A 15,179-nucleotide genomic window follows, 5' to 3' on the forward strand; every position below is an offset into this window, starting at 1 on the left:
ATCCTTCGGATCGGCTGTTTTTAAATGTGCGCAATCTCTTTAGTGCCACAACTTTTCGATTTGTCGAGGCGGCGCGTCGAAAATCCCCGCGGCTTCGTTTATACACAGCAGGAACCTGTTCTCAGGCGCCGTGGACACGGCGCGCCCCCGCCTCGAAGTGGATATTCAAGGTTGCCCAGGCGCAAGGATCGAATCGAGCCCACGGACGCCCCCGGCCTCCCGTCGCGGGAGGCGGTCGTCGCCTTCGTGCGCTCCCAGCCCGGCAAGGTCGGCAAGCGCGAGATCGCGCGCGCCTTCGGCATCGGCGGCGCCGACAAGATCCTGCTCAAGCAGATGATCCGCGACCTCGAGGACGACGGCGTCCTCGAGCGCCGCCGCAGGAACCTGCTCCAGGCCGGCGCCCTGCCGTCGATGACGCTCGCGGACGTCGTCGGCCGCGACGCCGACGGCGAGCTCATCGCCGTGCCCGCGGAATGGGACGCGGACACGCTCGGGCCGGCGCCGCGGATCCTCGTCGAGGCGTCGCGGCGCCCGCGACCGGGTCAGCCGGCGCCGGGGCTCAACGACCGGGTGCTGCTGCGCGTGCAGGAGAGCGGGGACGGGGAGGGGCCGCCCTGGGTGGGGCGCGTCGTCAAGGTCCTCGAGAAGAGCCGCGCCCAGGTGCTCGGCATCTTCCGGCCGCTGCCCGGCGGCGGCGGGCGGCTCGTGCCCGTCGACAAGAAGGGCCAGGGCCGCGAGATCGCGATCCGACCCGGCGACGAGGGGGACGCCCGCGAGGGCGATCTCGTCTCGGCGACGCTCACCTCGAGCCCGCGCGCGATCGTGCCGCTCGCCCGGGTGCGCGAGCGGCTCGGCTCGGTGACGTCCGAGAAGGCGGTGAGCCTCATCGCGCTCGTCGCCCACGGCATTCCCCACGTCTTCCCCAAGGGCGTGCTCGACGAGGCGGCGGGGATGGAGCCCGTGCGGCTCGACGTTGACGGTCGGGAGGACACCCGCGAGGACTGGCGCGACCTGCCCCTCGTCACGATCGACCCGCCGGACGCCAAGGACCACGACGACGCCGTCCACGCGCGTCGCGACGACGACCCGGCCAACGAAGGCGGTCACGTCCTCACCATCGCCATCGCCGACGTCGCCGCCTACGTGCGCCCCGGCTCGGCGATGGATCGCGAGGCGCAGGTGCGCGGCAACTCGGTCTACTTCCCCGATCGGGTCGTGCCGATGCTGCCCGAGCGCATCTCGAACGACCTGTGCAGCCTTCGCCCGCACGAGGACCGCCCGGCGCTCGCCGTGCGGATCACGGTCGGCCGTGACGGGCGCAAGCTCCGCCACTCCTTCCACCGCATCGCCATGCGCTCGGCCGCGCGCCTCGCCTACGCCCAGGCGCAGGCCGCGATCGACGGTGCGCCCGACGAGACCACCGGCCCGCTGCTCGAGCCCGTCCTGCGGCCGCTGTGGGAGGCCTATGCCTGCGTCCTGAAGGCGCGCGAGGCGCGCGATCCGCTGGCGCTCGACCTGCCCGAGCGCAAGATCGTGCTCAAGGCGGACGGCACCGTCGACCGGGTGCTCACCCCCGAGCGGCTCGATGCGCACAAGCTCATCGAGGAGTTCATGATCCTCGCCAACGTCGCGGCGGCGGAGGCTCTGGAGAAGGCGAAGGTACCCTTCGTCTACCGCGCGCACGACGAGCCCTCGCTCGAGAAGATGCACGCGCTCGGCGAGGTGCTCGCCTCCATCGCGATGAAGCTGCCGAAGTCCGGCCCCGTGCGCGCGACGCTGTTCAACCGCGTGCTGAAGGCGGTCGACGGCATGGAGCACGAGACCTTCATCAACGAGGTGATCCTGCGCACGCAGGCCCAGGCCGAGTACACGGCCGAGAACTACGGCCATTTCGGCCTCAACCTGCGCCGCTACGCGCATTTCACCTCGCCGATTCGGCGCTACGCCGACCTGATCGTCCACCGCGCCCTGATCCGTGCCCACGGCTTCGGGCCGGGCGGCCTCCCGGCGGAGACCGACGCCGGCGCCCTCGCCGAGATCGCCGCGCAGATCTCGGCGGCCGAGCGCCGCGCCATGGTGGCCGAGCGCGAGACGATCGACCGGTTGATCGCCCACCACATGGCCGAGCACGTCGGCGAGACCTTCACGGGCCGCATCTCCGGCGTGACCAAGGCGGGGCTCTTCGTGAAGCTCGCGCACACGGGGGCCGACGGGTTCGTGCCCGCCGCGACCATCGGCGCGGACTTCTACCGCTACGACGAGGGCACGCACGCCCTCGTCGGCGCGCGCACGGGGGAGACCTGGCGCCTCGGCGACACCGTCGAGGTGAAGCTCGTCGAGGCCGCGCCGATCGCCGGCGCGCTGCGCTTCGAGATGCTGTCGGAGGGCGGTGCCGGCACGCCGTCGGGCCCGGGGCCGCGCGGGCGCAGCGGCCTGCGCGACGGCGGCCCGCGCCGCTCGAAGGGGCCGAAGCAGAAGGGGTTCCGGGATGGGCCGAAGGGTGGGGCGAGGGGTGGGCCGAGGGGTGCGTCGAGCAGGGTGAAGGTGAAGCGCGAACGGTGAGCGCCGTCCGCTCACCCCCCCGCCGCCTCCAGCTCTCCCGACACCGCGAGCCACTCCTCCTCCACCCGCGCGAGCGCATCGGCGGCCTCGGCGCGCTTGCGGGCGAGGTCGCTCGCCTTGGTGGGGTCCTTCTGGAAGGCGGTGCCGTCGGCCAGCGCGGCGTCGATCTTGCCGATGAGCATGCCGAGCGTCTCCATCTTGCCCTCGAGCGCGTCGCGCTGCTTGCGCAGGGGGCCGAGGGCGACGCGCTTCTCGGCGGCGGCGCGCCGGGCGCCCGCCTTCTCGCCGCCGGTCTCCGGCGCCTTGCCCGCGGCCTTCGCGTCCTTGGCGGGATCGAGCCCGCCCGACAGCACGAGCCGGCGGTAGTCGTCCATGTCCCCGTCGAAGGGCGCCACCGTGCCGTCGGACACGAGCCAGAGCCGGTCCGCGCAGGCCTCGATGAGGAAGCGGTCGTGGCTGACGATGACGACCGCGCCCTCGTAGGCGTTGATCGCCTCCACCAGCGCCTGCCGCGATTCGATGTCGAGGTGGTTCGTCGGCTCGTCGAGGATGAGGAGATGCGGCCCGTCGAAGGCCGCGAGCCCCATCAAGAGGCGCGCCTTCTCGCCGCCCGAGAGCTTCGAGACCGGCGTGTCCGCCTTCGGTCCCGAGAAGCCGAAGCGGGCGCAGCGGGCGCGGATCCGCGCCTCCGGCGCGTCCTTCATGCGCTGCGCGACATGACCGTAAGGCGTGTCGGCGAGGCGCAGCTCGTCGAGCTGGTGCTGGGCGAAATACGCGACGTCGAGCTTGGGCGAGGCGACGACCTCGCCCGTGAGCGGGTCGAGCCTCCGCCCGATCAGCTTGCAGAACGTGGACTTGCCGTTGCCGTTGGCGCCCAGCAGCGCGATGCGGTCGTCGGGCAGGAGGGTCAGGTCGAGGCGCTTGAGGACCGTGCGCTCGCCGTAGCCGGCGCTGGCACGGTCGACCCGCACCAGCGGCGGGGAGAGCGCGCGGCCGGGGCTCGGCAGGTCGAAGGGCAGCGTCTCGTCCTCGACGACGTTCGCGATCGGCGTCATCTTCTCGAGCCGCTTGAGGCGCGACTGCGCCTGACGCGCCTTGGAGGCCTTCGCGCGGAAGCGGTCGACGAAGGCCTGCAGGTGCCTTGCCTCCTCCTCCTGCTTGGCCTTCGCCTTCATCTGCAGCATCGCCTTCTCGGCGCGCTGGCGCGCGAAGCTCGTGTAGCCGCCGCGGTAGATCGTCAGTTTCCCGCGGTCGAGATGGAGGATGTGGTCCACCGCCTCGTCGAGGAGCTCGCGGTCGTGGCTGATGACGAGGACCGTGTGCGGATAGCGGGCGAGGTAGTCGTAGAGCCAGAGCGTCCCCTCGAGGTCGAGGTAGTTCGTCGGCTCGTCGAGCAGCAGCAGGTCCGGCTCGGTGAAGAGCACGGCGGCGAGCGCCACGCGCATGCGCCAGCCGCCGGAAAAGTCCGAGCAGGGGCGTGCCTGCGCGGCGGCGTCGAAGCCGAGGCCGTGCAGGATCGTCGCCGCCCGCGCGGGCGCGGCGTGCGCGCCGATGTCGGTGAGCCGCGTCTCGATCTCCGCCCGGCGCATGCCGTCCGCGTGCTCGGCCTCCGCGAGGAGGCGTGCGCGCTCGGTGTCGGCGGCGAGGACGACCTCGATCAGGCTCTCCGGCCCGCCCGGCGCCTCTTGCGCCACGGTGCCGATGCGCACGCCCCTGGGCATTCCGATGGTGCCCCCCTCGGGTGCGATCTCGCCCATCAGGATGCGGAAGAGCGTGGTCTTGCCGGCGCCGTTGCGCCCGACGATGCCCACCCGCGCCCCGTCAGGCACGGCGAAGGAGGCGTGATCGATGAGGACGCGCTCGCCCAGGCGGTAGGTGAGGTCGTTGACGTGCAGCATGCGCCCTATCTCCCCCACGCGCCGGCCGTTGACAAGCGCTGTGGAAAGCGGGGAGCGGCGGGGGTGCGTCCGGAGGACGTCATGGTCTCGCCGCATTCACGCCTTCGCGGCGACGCGATGGCGGGGCGGAATGGAACTCGACCCAGGTGATTCGCGTTCTTCCCGCCATGTCAGAGACAGCGCACCGCTTCTGCACGCATGCCACGATCGTCGCCGTGATCACCTTGATCGCGGGGATCGCCGTCGCGCTCGATGCGATCGGCGACGCCCGCGGCTGCCCGCCCTCGGCGGAGATCGCGCGCATGTGCGGGCCGGACATGCTCTCCGGCCGCGTCTTCGCGCCGGAGGCTCGGCCGGAAGCGGCACGCATGCCGCAGCCGGGCGAGATCCAGCTCAGGCGAGGCCGAGCGGCGTGATCACGGCGCCTCCGCGCCCGCTCTCGCGCTGGAAGTTGATCAGGTCGAAGGAGGGCGCCGTGCCCGAGAGTCGCGTGAGCAGCGCGTGCGCCTGGCCTCTGTGATGGGTCTGATGATTGAAGAAGTGGTCGAGCGCGGGTGCCAACGGCTGGGTCACGAGGCTCGGGTTGAGGATCGTGCGGTACGAGAACCCGCCGGCGAGCGCGGCTTCGTCGAGCCCCTCGACGAAGGCGACTATGCGCGCGTCCATCGCCTCGCGTGCGGCGCGCAGGGCCGCCGCGTCGTCGTGGAGGACCGCGTCGAGCGCCGGCAGCGGCGTGTCCTCTCCGGTGAACCGCGCCATCCAGATCGTGTCGCCGACGAGGATGTGGTTCATCGTGCGATGGAGCGAGCCGAAGAAGGCGCCTTCCTCGGAGCGGTAGGCCGCATCGGGGAGCGCGGCGGCGGCGTCGTAGAGGCGGCGGTTGGCCCAGGCGTTGTAGGCCGCGAGGTCGCGATAACGGTCTTCGATCTTCATTGTCTTCACCCTTGCTCCCGATGATTGCCGATCCGCGCGCCATGCTGCGGCGAGGGGTCGCCGACGTCATGCGTGACCCGACCCGCAGCGGCTCGCGGAGCGTATGGCACCTCGGGCCAAGATGCGCTACACGCGGGGACGATCACGTGCGGGCCCCGCCCACCCGAGCGGGGCGCGCGGCTGGAAAGGACTTCATGGACGCGCAGAACCAGAAACCGCGTATCGCCGTCATCGGCTGCGGTGCGTGGGGACGCAACATCGCGCGCTGCTTCGCCGGCCTCGGCGTGCTGGAGGCGGTGGTCGATCCGAACCCGCAGACGGTGGAGTCGCTGACGGCGCTGTTCGGCTGCCGCGGCGCGACGCTGGGCGAGGTGATCGCCGATCCCGGCATCGGCGCGCTCGCCATCGCGACGCCGCCCTCGCTCCACCGCGAGGTGGCGCTCGCCGCGATCGCGGCGGGCAAGCACGTCTACATCGAGAAGCCGCTGACGCTGAACTACCCGGACGCCGCGGCGGTCGTGGAAGCGGCGCGGGCGTCCGGCCGGATCATGATGACCGGCCACATCCTCCAATTCCACAACGGCTTTCGCGCGCTCAGGCACCTCGTCTCGTCGGGGCGGCTCGGCGAGGTCAGGCGCGTCCACGCCAACCGGCTGAACCTCGGCGCCGTGCGCAAGGAGGAGGACGCGCTGTGGTGCCTCGCACCGCACGACGTGTCGATGACGCTGGCGCTGATGGGCGGTCGCCCCGAGACGGTGGAGGCCTTCGGCGAGGGGCACCTGCGCAAGGACACCGCGGACGCGGTGACGATGCGGCTGGGCTTCCCCGGCGGCGCGCAGGCGATGATCCACGTCTCCTGGCTGCACCCGTTCAAGGAGCATCGCCTCTCCGTCATCGGCTCGCAGGCCATGGCGGTGTTCGACGATTGCCTGCCCTGGGACAAGAAGGTGCAGATCTACCCGCACCAGATCTCTCTGGACAACGGCTCGCCGACCGTCGTGCGCGCCGATCCGGTGCCGGTCGCGATCGAGCAGTCCGAGCCGCTGATGGCGGAGTGCGCGCACTTCCTCGAGTGCTGCGGCTCCGGCGTCGAGCCGATCACCGGTGCGACGGAGGCGCTCGCGGTCATGGACGTGCTCCACCGCGCCGCCCTTTCGATGACCGATCACCAGGCCCACGCCGCCCCCGCGCGCGCGAGCGCCTGAGCGCCCCTTCCCGAGCCGCATCCCGTCCGAGCCGCATCCCAGATGACCAAACCCATCCCCTTCATCGACCTGCCGGCTCAGCGCCGGCGGCTCGGGCCCGCGCTCGACGAGGCGGTCCTTCGCGTCATGGATCATTGCGGCTTCATCCTCGGGCGCGAGGTCGAGGCCTTCGAGGAGGCGCTGCGCGCCTTCACCGGCGCGCGCTTCGCGATCGGCGTGGGCAGCGGCACCGACGCCCTCGCCCTCGTGCTGATGGCCAGGGGCGTGCGCCCGGGCGACGCGATCCTGGTGCCCGCCTTCACCTTCGCCGCGACCGCCGAGGTCGTGGTCTGGCTCGGGGCGACCCCGATCTTCTGCGACGTGGAGGAGGAGAGCTTCAACCTCTCCCCCGACAGCCTCGAGCGCGGCATCGAGACGGCGCGCGCGCTGAAGCTGCGGCCGGTGGGCGTGATCTCGGTCGACCTCTACGGCCGCCCGGCGGACTACGACCGCCTCGAGCCGATCGCCGCGCGCGAGGGGCTGTGGCTCCTGTCCGACGCCGCGCAGAGCTTCGGCACGAGCTACAAGGGTCGCACGGTCGGCACGATCGGGCTCGCGACGGCGACGAGCTTCTTCCCCTCCAAGCCCTTCGGCGCCTACGGCGACGCCGGCGCCGTCTTCACCGAGGACGCGGATCTCGCTCGCACCATCTCCTCCATGCGCATGCACGGCATGGGTGCGGCCGCCTACGACCACGTCGAGATCGGCATGAACGGGCGCATCGACGCGATGCAGGCGGCGATCCTCGTCGAGAAGCTCAAGATCTTCCCCGACGAGGTCGAGGCCCGCCGGCGCATCGCGGCGCGCTACAACGCGGCGCTCGGCGACGTCGCGCGCACGCCGGCGATCTCGGAGGCGGAGCCGTCCGTCTGGGCGCAGTACACGCTCAGGCTCGACCCCGCACGCCGCGACGCCTTCCGCACGGCGCTGCAGGAGCGCGGCATTCCCACCGCCATCCACTATCCCAAGCCCTTGAACCAGCAGCCCGCCTACGCACGCTACCCGAGCGCGGGCAACGGCGTGCCGGTCTCCGAGCGGCTTTCCCGCGAGGTGGTGAGCCTGCCGATGCACGCCTATCTCGACGAGCCGACGCAGGATCGCATCGTCGACGCCGTGCGCGCGGCGCTCTGACGCCGGCGCGAACGAAGAAAGGCCGCCTCTCGCGAGACGGCCTTGGAGGCGGGGAAGGGCGTCGGCGCTTCCCTGGGAGGAACTGGGTGCGGCGCGCGCTCAGTGCGAGCCGGTGAGCCGGCACAGGCGGCAGACGTCGCCGATGTCGACGCGATCCTGCCGGTCGTAGGCGATGACGCCCGAGCGGCGCAGCGCCGAGAAGGCGCGGCTCACGGTCTCGATCGTCAGGCCCAGGTAATCCGCGATCTCCTGGCGCGTCATCGCGAGATCGACGCGGGTATCGCCGTCGCCGGGCTTCGGGCCGGCGCAGGCGAAGCCGCCACGGTTGGGCACGAGGCGCATGATGAAGGTCGCGACGCGCTCCTGCGCCGACTTGCGGCCGAGCAGCAGGGCGTGATCGTGCAGCGCGCACATCTGCTGGCGCAGCCGGGCGAAGAGCCGGTCGCGCAGCGTCGCGTCGGAGTCGATGGCGCGCTTGTCGTAGGCCACGAGGCGCACGTCAGTCAGCGCCTCGGCCGCGACGTCCGACACGTCCGTCGCCGAGAGGCCGAAGACGTCGCCGACGCCCAGCACCTCGATGATCTGGCGGCGCCCGTCGGGCAGGAGCTTGAACAGGATCACGCCGCCCTCGAGCACCTCGTAGACCGAGGTGGCGGTGTCGCCCTCGTCGAGGATGAGCGCGCGGTGATGGTAGGCGTAGACCTTGCCCTTCTCCGGCTTCTCCGCCGCCCGGTCGGCGACGAAGCGCAGGCTCCAGCCGGAATCGAACTTCGTGTTGGAGAAATCGGAGCGGTCGGGGCGCGCATCCATGTGACAGATCCTGTGAGAGGGTGCCCGGGGGAACGGAGCGTCGTCGATGGGCCGAGGATTACGGCGCGCGCCTTATCTGCGCATCGGGACATGTGCTTAAGCACGATGCCGTCGGGAAAAGCACGCGTGCGCGTTTCGCCGCAGGGACGGGGGTCGGTTCGCCGTTCGTTCGGCCCGCTCGCCGCGAAGGCGCCCGGCATCTCAGAGATAGGCGGCGATCGCGTCCGCCTCGAGGGGCTTGCGCAGGAGCGGCGTCGTCGGCAGCTCGCGCAGCATGGCGTCGATGTCCGCCCGCGGCTTGCCGGAGATCGCGACGACGCGGGGTGCGCGCGACTGGGTGGAGAGCCAGCGAATCACGTCCGAGCCCGAGATGCCGGGGAGCCCGAGGTCGACGAAGACGACGTCGCCGGGACCCGGGGGGCCCGCGCGCAGGAAGCTCTCGCCGTCCGCATAGGCGCGGGCGGCGAAGCCGAAGGCGGACACGAGCTCGGTGAGCGCGTCGCGTACGCCGAAGTCGTCTTCGACGATGTGGATCCTCACAGTAGGCCTCTCGCCTTCGGGCGGCATGCCACGCAACGTCCCAGTTCGAGTACCCGCTTCATGTCGAAATCGCCTTGATCGGTATCAAGTAAGCAGTTTCCCGCCGCGGCGGCGGGTGACGGCCGGGATACCGTGAGATCATGCGCACCCGCACGCCGCGGTCTCAACCGCGCACAAGCACGTACACGCGCGTGTTCCGCAGAGGAAGGCGGGGAGTTCTACGCTTCTCGATTGCTCGACGAGATATGGTCGCATCCAGCGAATGCGGCTTCCGGAGGCGCTGCGGGAGCGCAGCACGGGTGTCGGCGCGACGAGCGGAACGCAGGCGCCGCGTCTCGCTGCACCTCCTCCTCCACCTGCAGCCGAGCCGAGCCGAGACGGGTCTCCTTCCCCGTGAAGACGGGGAGCATCGGGCAATGCGATCTCGGATCGGGATCCGTGTTCCCGATGGAACGTCGCCTCCGAATCCGCCGTCGGCGGCGGGCGCGCGACGGCCTGCTCAGCCCCCGGCGCCCTCGGTGAAGACGATGCGCACCAGGTCGGCCGTGTTGCGCGCGCCGAGCTTCTCCATGATGCGGGCACGGTGGACCTCGATCGTCCGCGGGCTGATGCCGAGTTCGCGCCCCGCCTCCTTGTTGGAGGCGCCGTGGGCGATCTGCTCCAGCACGTCGCGCTCGCGCGGGGTGAGCAGCTCGGCGCCGTTGAAGCGGATGCCGAGCTTCGAGCCCGCCTCCGCCGCCTTGCGCCGCTTGGCCACGGCCTCGCGCACGCGGGCGATCACCTCGTCGGCGTCGAAGGGCTTCTCCAGGAAGTCGTGCGCGCCCGCCTTGATGGCGGTCACGGCCATTGGGATGTCGCCCTGGCCGGAGATGACGAAGATCGGCGCGGCGTAGTTGTGGCCGCCGAGCGCCTCCAGAACCTCCAGCCCGGAGCGCCCTGGCATGTGGACGTCGAGCAGGAGGCAGTCCAGGCGGCCGCGCTTGGCGTCGGCGAGGAAGGCGTCCCCGTCCGAATAGGCGCGCACGCGCCAGCCCTCGAGATCGAAGATCGTCACCAGCGAATCACGCACCGCGGGGTCGTCGTCCACCACGGCGATCTCGAGTGTCTCGTCGCTCATCTCTGCCCCACTCCTAGTCGGCCCGGGTCGTGCCGGGCTCGTCTTCCTCGGTGCGTTCCTCGTCCTGCGGACGGAGCGGGAGGCGCACCACGAAGCGGGCGCCGCGTCCGTCCCCGCCGGGATCGACCGAGAGGTCTCCCCCGTGATTCTGCGCGATCGTGCGGGAGATCGCGAGGCCCAGGCCCATGCCGCTGCGCTTGCCGGTCTTGAAGGCCTGGAACAGGTCGGTGAGGACCTCGCGCGGGATGCCCGGCCCGCTGTCCTCGATGGCGACGAGCGCGTGCCGCTCGTCCTGCGTGGTCGACACCACGATGCGGCCGCCGCGCCGGCCCTTCACCGCCTCGTAGGCGTTGCGCACGAGGTTGACGACCACCTGCTGAACCTGCACCGGGTCGATCCGCAGGGTCGGCAGGCCGGCCTGGTAGTCCCGTACGATCGTGACGTTGCGGTCCTGGCCGATGATCGTGAGGTCGACGGCGTCGTCGACGATCGTGTTGAGATCGACCTCCTTGCGCTCCGGCGCACGCTTCTCGACGAGCGAGCGGATGCGCTGGATGATCGAGCCCGCGCGATGCGCCTCGCGCCGTGCCTTCTCGAGGATCGCGTCGGCGCGCGCGTCGGCCTCCGCCGTGTGGCCCATCTCCTTCGCGCGCCCGAACTCGCGGCCGACCGCCTGGAGGTAGAGCATGATCGCGGTGAGCGGCTGGTTGAGCTCGTGGGCGAGGGCCGAGCCCATCTCGTCGAGCGCCGAGACGCGGGCGAGGCGGATGAGGTCCGCTTGCAGCTCGTTGAGCCGCCGCTCGGCGTCCTTGCGCGAGGTCAGGTCGCGCAGGATGCCGACGAACTGGCGCCCGTCCGGCGTCTGCGCCTCGCCGACCGAGAGGTCGATCGGGAACAGCGTGCCGTCGCGGTGGCGGGCGCGCACCTCGCGCCCGATGCCGATGATCCGCCGGTGGCCGGTGCGCACGTAGCCCTCGACGTAGGCGTCGTGGTCGGACGCGTGCTCCGGCGGCATCAGCATGGCGACGTTGCGGCCGACGACCTCCTCCGCCGCGAAGCCGAACATGCGCTCGCAGGCCCGGTTGAAGATCATGATCCGGCCCTGCTCGTCGATGACGACGATGCCGTCGACGGCGGTGTTCAGGATGCTCGCCCAGCGCGCGTCGGAAACCGAGCCGAGGCCCGGATGGTGCCCGGCGGGATGGACGTCTGCGCGTGCGCTGGGTTGCTCTCCGGCCTGGCCTTCACCGCCACCGGTCGTGCTCTGGTGCATGGCCTCCCCCGGTTGGCCCCTGCCCCGGGCCTCTCGGTGTATGCAGTAGGGTGAAGGTAACGGCTGGACCGGCCCGGATGCAAGACAATCCTCCGGAATAATGCGTACCGGCTGGGGACGGCCGGCCGCCGCCTAGCCGCGCAACACCGGCACGAGCCGCTCCATGGCCGTGACGAGATCGGTATCCTTGCGTGCGAAGCACAGCCGCAGGCCGCCCTCGCCGCCCGCGCCGAAGGCGTTGCCCGGGGCGAGGCCGACGTTCGCCTCGTCGATCACCCTGCGCGCCAACGCCGCGGATTCGGCGCCGGGCACGGCGAAGAAGGCGTAGAACGCACCCGGCGGCGGTGCGAAGCGCACGGCGTTGAGGGGGGCGAGCGCGTCGGCCACGATCTCGCGCCCGCGCTTCGCCCGCGCGATCTGGTGGGCGACGAAGCCCTCGCCGTGGTCCAGCGCGGCGATCGCCCCCCGCTGCACGAAGACCGGCGAGCCGGACGAGGAGAACTGGATGAGGTTCTCGATCGTGCGGGCGAGTTCGGGGGGCGCCTCCAGCCAGCCGATTCGCCAGCCGGTCATGGCGTAGTTCTTCGACAGCGTCTGCACGAACAGGATCTTCTCGTCCGCGCGCATCACGTCGTGGAACGAGGCCGCCCGCGTGCCGACCGCGACCCGCTCGTCCCAGACGAAGCGCTGGTAGATCTCGTCGGCGACGATCCACAGGTCGCGGGCGCGGGCGATCTCGAGGATGGCGGCGAGTTCCGCGCGGGTCGCGGTCCAGCCGGTCGGGTTCGCCGGCGAGTTGACGACGAGCGCCGTCGTCCGCGGGCCGATCGCCGCCTCGAGGGCGCCGAGGTCGAGCGAGAAGCCGGTCTCGCTCGGCGCGAGCGCGACCTCGACGACGCTGGCGCCGTTGGCCGTGAGCGCGCCGCGGAAGTTCGGCCAGGCCGGGGTGGGGACGATCACCTCGTCGCCCGTGCCGGCGACGAGCCGCATGGCGATCTCGACGGCGTGCATGCCGCCCGCGGTGACGAAGAAGCGCTCGAACGAGAGCTCCTTGCCGAGGATCGCGCCCTGGCGCCGGGCGATCGCCTCGCGCAGTTCCGGGATGCCGCGCTGGTGGGTGTAGAAGGTCTCGCCCGCGGCGAGCGAGCGCGTCGCCGCCTCCGCGATGAACGGCGGCGTCGGCAGGTCGCCCTCGCCGACCCACAGCGGGATCAGGCCCGGCCTGCCGCGGCCGTAGTTGACGGTGTCGACGATGCCGCTCGCGGGGGTGGCCCCGGCCTCCGGGCGGATCCAGTAGTGCTTCGTCATCGGGTGTCCGTGGCTGTTCGGGATGCGCGCGCAGGCTATCCTACAGGATCGCGCGCGCGTCGGGGATGCAATTTCTCGCAGACGGCGGAAGGCCTTGCCCGCCGCGCACGAACAGCGCTACGCTCGCCGCACGTCGCCCGCAAGAGGCGATCGCGGAGCGCCCGCCACGCGCGGTGCGCCCGACGAGAAACGGGAGGAACGGCATGGGCGGGGCGACGCGGGTCGCCGGGCCGCGCGGCGCTCGCCGCCCGGCCCGAGCCGAGGGTGCGACCCGAGGATCGGTGCCGGAAGCGGCCGCGGGAGCGGGCGCGTGAGCCCCGTCCCGGGCGAGGCGCGCGAGCCCGTGCGCAACCTCGCGAGCAACCTGGACAGCGAGCGGCTCGTCGCGCATCTCGACACGATGTGGCGCATCCGCGCCTTCGAGGAGGCGGCCCTGCGCGGGCTCGCCGAGGGGCTGGTGCGCGGGGCGATCCATCCCTCGATCGGCCAGGAGGCGGTCGCCGCCGCGGTGTGCCTGAACCTCGCGCGTGGCGATCTCATCCTGTCCACCCATCGCGGCCACGGCCACACGCTGGCCAAGGGCGCGGACGCGCGCGCCATGATGCGCGAGCTGCTCGGCCGCGCCGGAGGCACCTGCGGCGGGAAGGGCGGGTCCATGCACATCGCCGACTTCTCGGTGGGCATGCTCGGCGCGAACGGGGTCGTGGGCGCGAACATCCCCATCGCGGTGGGCGCGGCGCATGCGGTGGCGCTGCGCGGCGGGCGAGAGATCGTCGCCTGCTTCTTCGGCGACGGCGCCATCAATCGCGGCCCGTTCCTGGAAGGGCTGAACTGGGCCAGGATCTTCCGCCTGCCCGTCCTGTTCGTCTGCGAGGACAACGCCTGGTCGGCCACGACCCGCACGGCGGACCTCACGGCGGGGGAGGGGGCGGCGGCGCGGGCGCTGAGCCTCGGCATCCCGGCGGAGATCCACGACGGCAACGACGCGATCGCGCTCGACGCCGCCGCCCGCGACGCCATCGCCGCGGTGCGGGCCGGGGAGGGGCCGCGGCTGATGCACGTGCGCACCTACCGCATGACCGGTCACACGGCGGCGGACGCCGCCGCCTACCGCGATCCCGCCGAGGTGGAGGCCTGGCGCGGACGCGACCCGATCGCGCGGCTCGCCGCGGCGCTCGCGGAGGCGGGCGTCGATCCCGCGCGGCTCGAGGCGGCACGGACACGGGCGCAGGCGGAGATGGCGGACGTGCTCGACGACGCCCGCGCGGCGCCCTGGCCCGACCTCGCCGCCGCCTTCGCCGACGTGCAGGACGTCGGCGACCCCGCCGTGCGGGCGTATTGAGAGGAGGACGGGCCGGGATGGGGACGACAAGCTACCTCGCGGCCTCGACCCGCGCCCTCGCCGAGGAGATGGCGCGCGACCCAGCCGTCTGGGCGCTCGGGGAGGATCTCGGCCGCGGCGGCGTGTTCGGGCAGTACAAGGGCCTCCAGGAGCGCTTCGGGCCGGCCCGCATCGCCGACACGCCCATCTCCGAGGCCTGCATCATGGGCGCCGCGGTGGGCGCGGCGATGGCCGGCACGCGGCCCGTGGTCGAGATGCGCTTCTCGGATTTCGCGCTGTGCGCCACCGACGAGCTGATCAACCAGGCGGCCAAGGCGCGCTTCATGTTCGGCGGGCAGGCCAAGGTGCCGCTCGTCGCGCGCCAGCCGATCGGCATGTGGCGCTCCTCCGCCGCGCAGCATTCGCAGTCGCTGGAGGCGTGGTACGCCCACGTGCCCGGGCTCGTCGTGGTGGCGCCGGGCACGCCCGCGGACAATCTCGGCCTCCTCAAGAGCGCGATCCGCGTCGACGATCCGGTCGTCTACCTCGAGCACAAGGACCTGTGGGCCGCGGAGGCGGACGTGCCCGACGCGGAGCATCTCGTGCCTCTCGGCGTCGCCGACGTGGCGCGGGTGGGGCGCGACGTGACGGTCGTCACCTGGTCGGCCATGCGCCGCACCTGCCTCGCCGCCGCGCAGGCGCTCGCGGGGGAGGGGATCGAGGCGGAGGTGATCGACCTGCGCACGCTCTGGCCGTGGGACCGCGACGCCGTGCTCGCCTCCGTGGAGCGCACGGGGCGCCTCCTGGTCGTGCACGAGGCGGTCACGGTCGCGGGATTCGGCGCCGAGATCGCGGCCTTCGTCGCCGAGCACATGCATCATCGTCTTCTCGCGCCGGTGCGCCGCCTCGGCGCGCCGCGCATCCCCATCGCCTACGCGCCGCCGCTCGAGAATGCGGCGCGGGTGACGCCCGACGCGATCGCGGCGGCGGTGCGAGCCATGCTCGCCCCCGCCGCCGCGCGCGCATCCTGAGGAAACGACAA

General features: G+C 72.1%; 13 protein-coding genes. 6 read left to right on the top strand and 7 right to left on the bottom strand.

The features are described from left to right. Positions 1–171: 171 nt before the first annotated feature. On the top strand, positions 172–2,562 hold the full coding sequence (gene rnr, locus AB9M23_RS00720) for a ribonuclease R (protein ID WP_372421657.1): 2,391 nt from the start codon (positions 172–174) through the stop codon (positions 2,560–2,562). 11 nt (positions 2,563–2,573) lie between these two features. On the opposite strand, the gene AB9M23_RS00725 is transcribed toward rnr, so the two are convergent. After that, positions 2,574–4,460, bottom strand: coding sequence for an ABC-F family ATP-binding cassette domain-containing protein (locus AB9M23_RS00725; protein ID WP_372421659.1), 1,887 nt, complete (start codon positions 4,458–4,460; stop codon positions 2,574–2,576). A gap of 167 nt (positions 4,461–4,627) precedes the next feature. Between AB9M23_RS00725 and AB9M23_RS00730 the strand changes: the two genes are divergently transcribed. Continuing rightward, on the top strand, positions 4,628–4,876 hold the full coding sequence (locus AB9M23_RS00730; protein WP_372421661.1) for a hypothetical protein: 249 nt from the start codon (positions 4,628–4,630) through the stop codon (positions 4,874–4,876). On the opposite strand, the gene AB9M23_RS00735 is transcribed toward AB9M23_RS00730, so the two are convergent. Further along, positions 4,854–5,393: a DinB family protein gene (locus AB9M23_RS00735; protein ID WP_372421663.1), complete on the bottom strand. Its 540-nt coding sequence runs from the start codon at positions 5,391–5,393 to the stop codon at positions 4,854–4,856. The genes AB9M23_RS00730 and AB9M23_RS00735 overlap by 23 nt on opposite strands. A 194-nt stretch (positions 5,394–5,587) precedes the next feature. Between AB9M23_RS00735 and AB9M23_RS00740 the strand changes: the two genes are divergently transcribed. After that, positions 5,588–6,598 (top strand): Gfo/Idh/MocA family protein, encoded by a 1,011-nt coding sequence (locus AB9M23_RS00740; protein WP_372421664.1) that lies wholly within the window; start codon positions 5,588–5,590, stop codon positions 6,596–6,598. 42 nt (positions 6,599–6,640) lie between these two features. Further along, positions 6,641–7,768, top strand: coding sequence for a DegT/DnrJ/EryC1/StrS family aminotransferase (locus AB9M23_RS00745; protein ID WP_372421666.1), 1,128 nt, complete (start codon positions 6,641–6,643; stop codon positions 7,766–7,768). 99 nt (positions 7,769–7,867) lie between these two features. Here the strand turns inward: AB9M23_RS00745 and AB9M23_RS00750 are convergent, their stop codons facing one another. From AB9M23_RS00750 to AB9M23_RS00770, 5 genes are all read right to left on the bottom strand, one after another. Next, on the bottom strand, positions 7,868–8,578 hold the full coding sequence (locus tag AB9M23_RS00750) for a helix-turn-helix domain-containing protein (protein ID WP_372421668.1): 711 nt from the start codon (positions 8,576–8,578) through the stop codon (positions 7,868–7,870). Positions 8,579–8,779: 201 nt separating this feature from the next. Further along, positions 8,780–9,118, bottom strand: a complete 339-nt coding sequence (locus AB9M23_RS00755) for a response regulator (protein ID WP_372421670.1) — start codon at positions 9,116–9,118, stop codon at positions 8,780–8,782. Between the two features lie 499 nt (positions 9,119–9,617). Beyond that, a complete protein-coding gene (locus AB9M23_RS00760) occupies positions 9,618–10,235 on the bottom strand; it encodes a response regulator transcription factor (protein ID WP_372421672.1) in 618 nt (205 codons plus the stop codon). A 13-nt stretch (positions 10,236–10,248) separates the two neighbouring features. Next, positions 10,249–11,508: a two-component system sensor histidine kinase NtrB gene (locus tag AB9M23_RS00765; RefSeq protein WP_372421674.1), complete on the bottom strand. Its 1,260-nt coding sequence runs from the start codon at positions 11,506–11,508 to the stop codon at positions 10,249–10,251. Between the two features lie 132 nt (positions 11,509–11,640). Next, positions 11,641–12,816, bottom strand: a complete 1,176-nt coding sequence (locus AB9M23_RS00770; protein WP_372421676.1) for a pyridoxal phosphate-dependent aminotransferase — start codon at positions 12,814–12,816, stop codon at positions 11,641–11,643. Between the two features lie 310 nt (positions 12,817–13,126). Here AB9M23_RS00770 and AB9M23_RS00775 point away from each other — a divergent pair, with 310 nt between their 5' ends. Both AB9M23_RS00775 and AB9M23_RS00780 read left to right on the top strand, forming a co-directional pair. After that, a complete protein-coding gene (locus AB9M23_RS00775) occupies positions 13,127–14,158 on the top strand; it encodes a thiamine pyrophosphate-dependent dehydrogenase E1 component subunit alpha (protein WP_372421677.1) in 1,032 nt (343 codons plus the stop codon). A 17-nt stretch (positions 14,159–14,175) separates the two neighbouring features. Further along, positions 14,176–15,168: an alpha-ketoacid dehydrogenase subunit beta gene (locus AB9M23_RS00780; protein ID WP_372421679.1), complete on the top strand. Its 993-nt coding sequence runs from the start codon at positions 14,176–14,178 to the stop codon at positions 15,166–15,168. The last annotated feature ends 11 nt before the right edge of the window (positions 15,169–15,179 follow it).

This window comes from Salinarimonas chemoclinalis (genome assembly GCF_041514305.1).
GTDB lineage: Bacteria > Pseudomonadota > Alphaproteobacteria > Rhizobiales > Beijerinckiaceae > Salinarimonas > Salinarimonas chemoclinalis.

What these genes read in the sequence shown, in the direction of transcription:
- AB9M23_RS00725 (WP_372421659.1), bottom strand. Translation starts at nt 4,460, where the DNA reads ATGCTGCACGTCAACGACCTCACCTACCGCCTGGGCGAGCGCGTCCTC.
- AB9M23_RS00730 (WP_372421661.1), top strand. Translation starts at nt 4,628, where the DNA reads ATGTCAGAGACAGCGCACCGCTTCTGCACGCATGCCACGATCGTCGCC.
- AB9M23_RS00735 (WP_372421663.1), bottom strand. Translation starts at nt 5,393, where the DNA reads ATGAAGATCGAAGACCGTTATCGCGACCTCGCGGCCTACAACGCCTGG.
- AB9M23_RS00740 (WP_372421664.1), top strand. Translation starts at nt 5,588, where the DNA reads ATGGACGCGCAGAACCAGAAACCGCGTATCGCCGTCATCGGCTGCGGT.
- AB9M23_RS00745 (WP_372421666.1), top strand. Translation starts at nt 6,641, where the DNA reads ATGACCAAACCCATCCCCTTCATCGACCTGCCGGCTCAGCGCCGGCGG.
- AB9M23_RS00750 (WP_372421668.1), bottom strand. Translation starts at nt 8,578, where the DNA reads ATGGATGCGCGCCCCGACCGCTCCGATTTCTCCAACACGAAGTTCGAT.
- AB9M23_RS00760 (WP_372421672.1), bottom strand. Translation starts at nt 10,235, where the DNA reads ATGAGCGACGAGACACTCGAGATCGCCGTGGTGGACGACGACCCCGCG.
- AB9M23_RS00765 (WP_372421674.1), bottom strand. Translation starts at nt 11,508, where the DNA reads ATGCACCAGAGCACGACCGGTGGCGGTGAAGGCCAGGCCGGAGAGCAA.
- AB9M23_RS00770 (WP_372421676.1), bottom strand. Translation starts at nt 12,816, where the DNA reads ATGACGAAGCACTACTGGATCCGCCCGGAGGCCGGGGCCACCCCCGCG.
- AB9M23_RS00780 (WP_372421679.1), top strand. Translation starts at nt 14,176, where the DNA reads ATGGGGACGACAAGCTACCTCGCGGCCTCGACCCGCGCCCTCGCCGAG.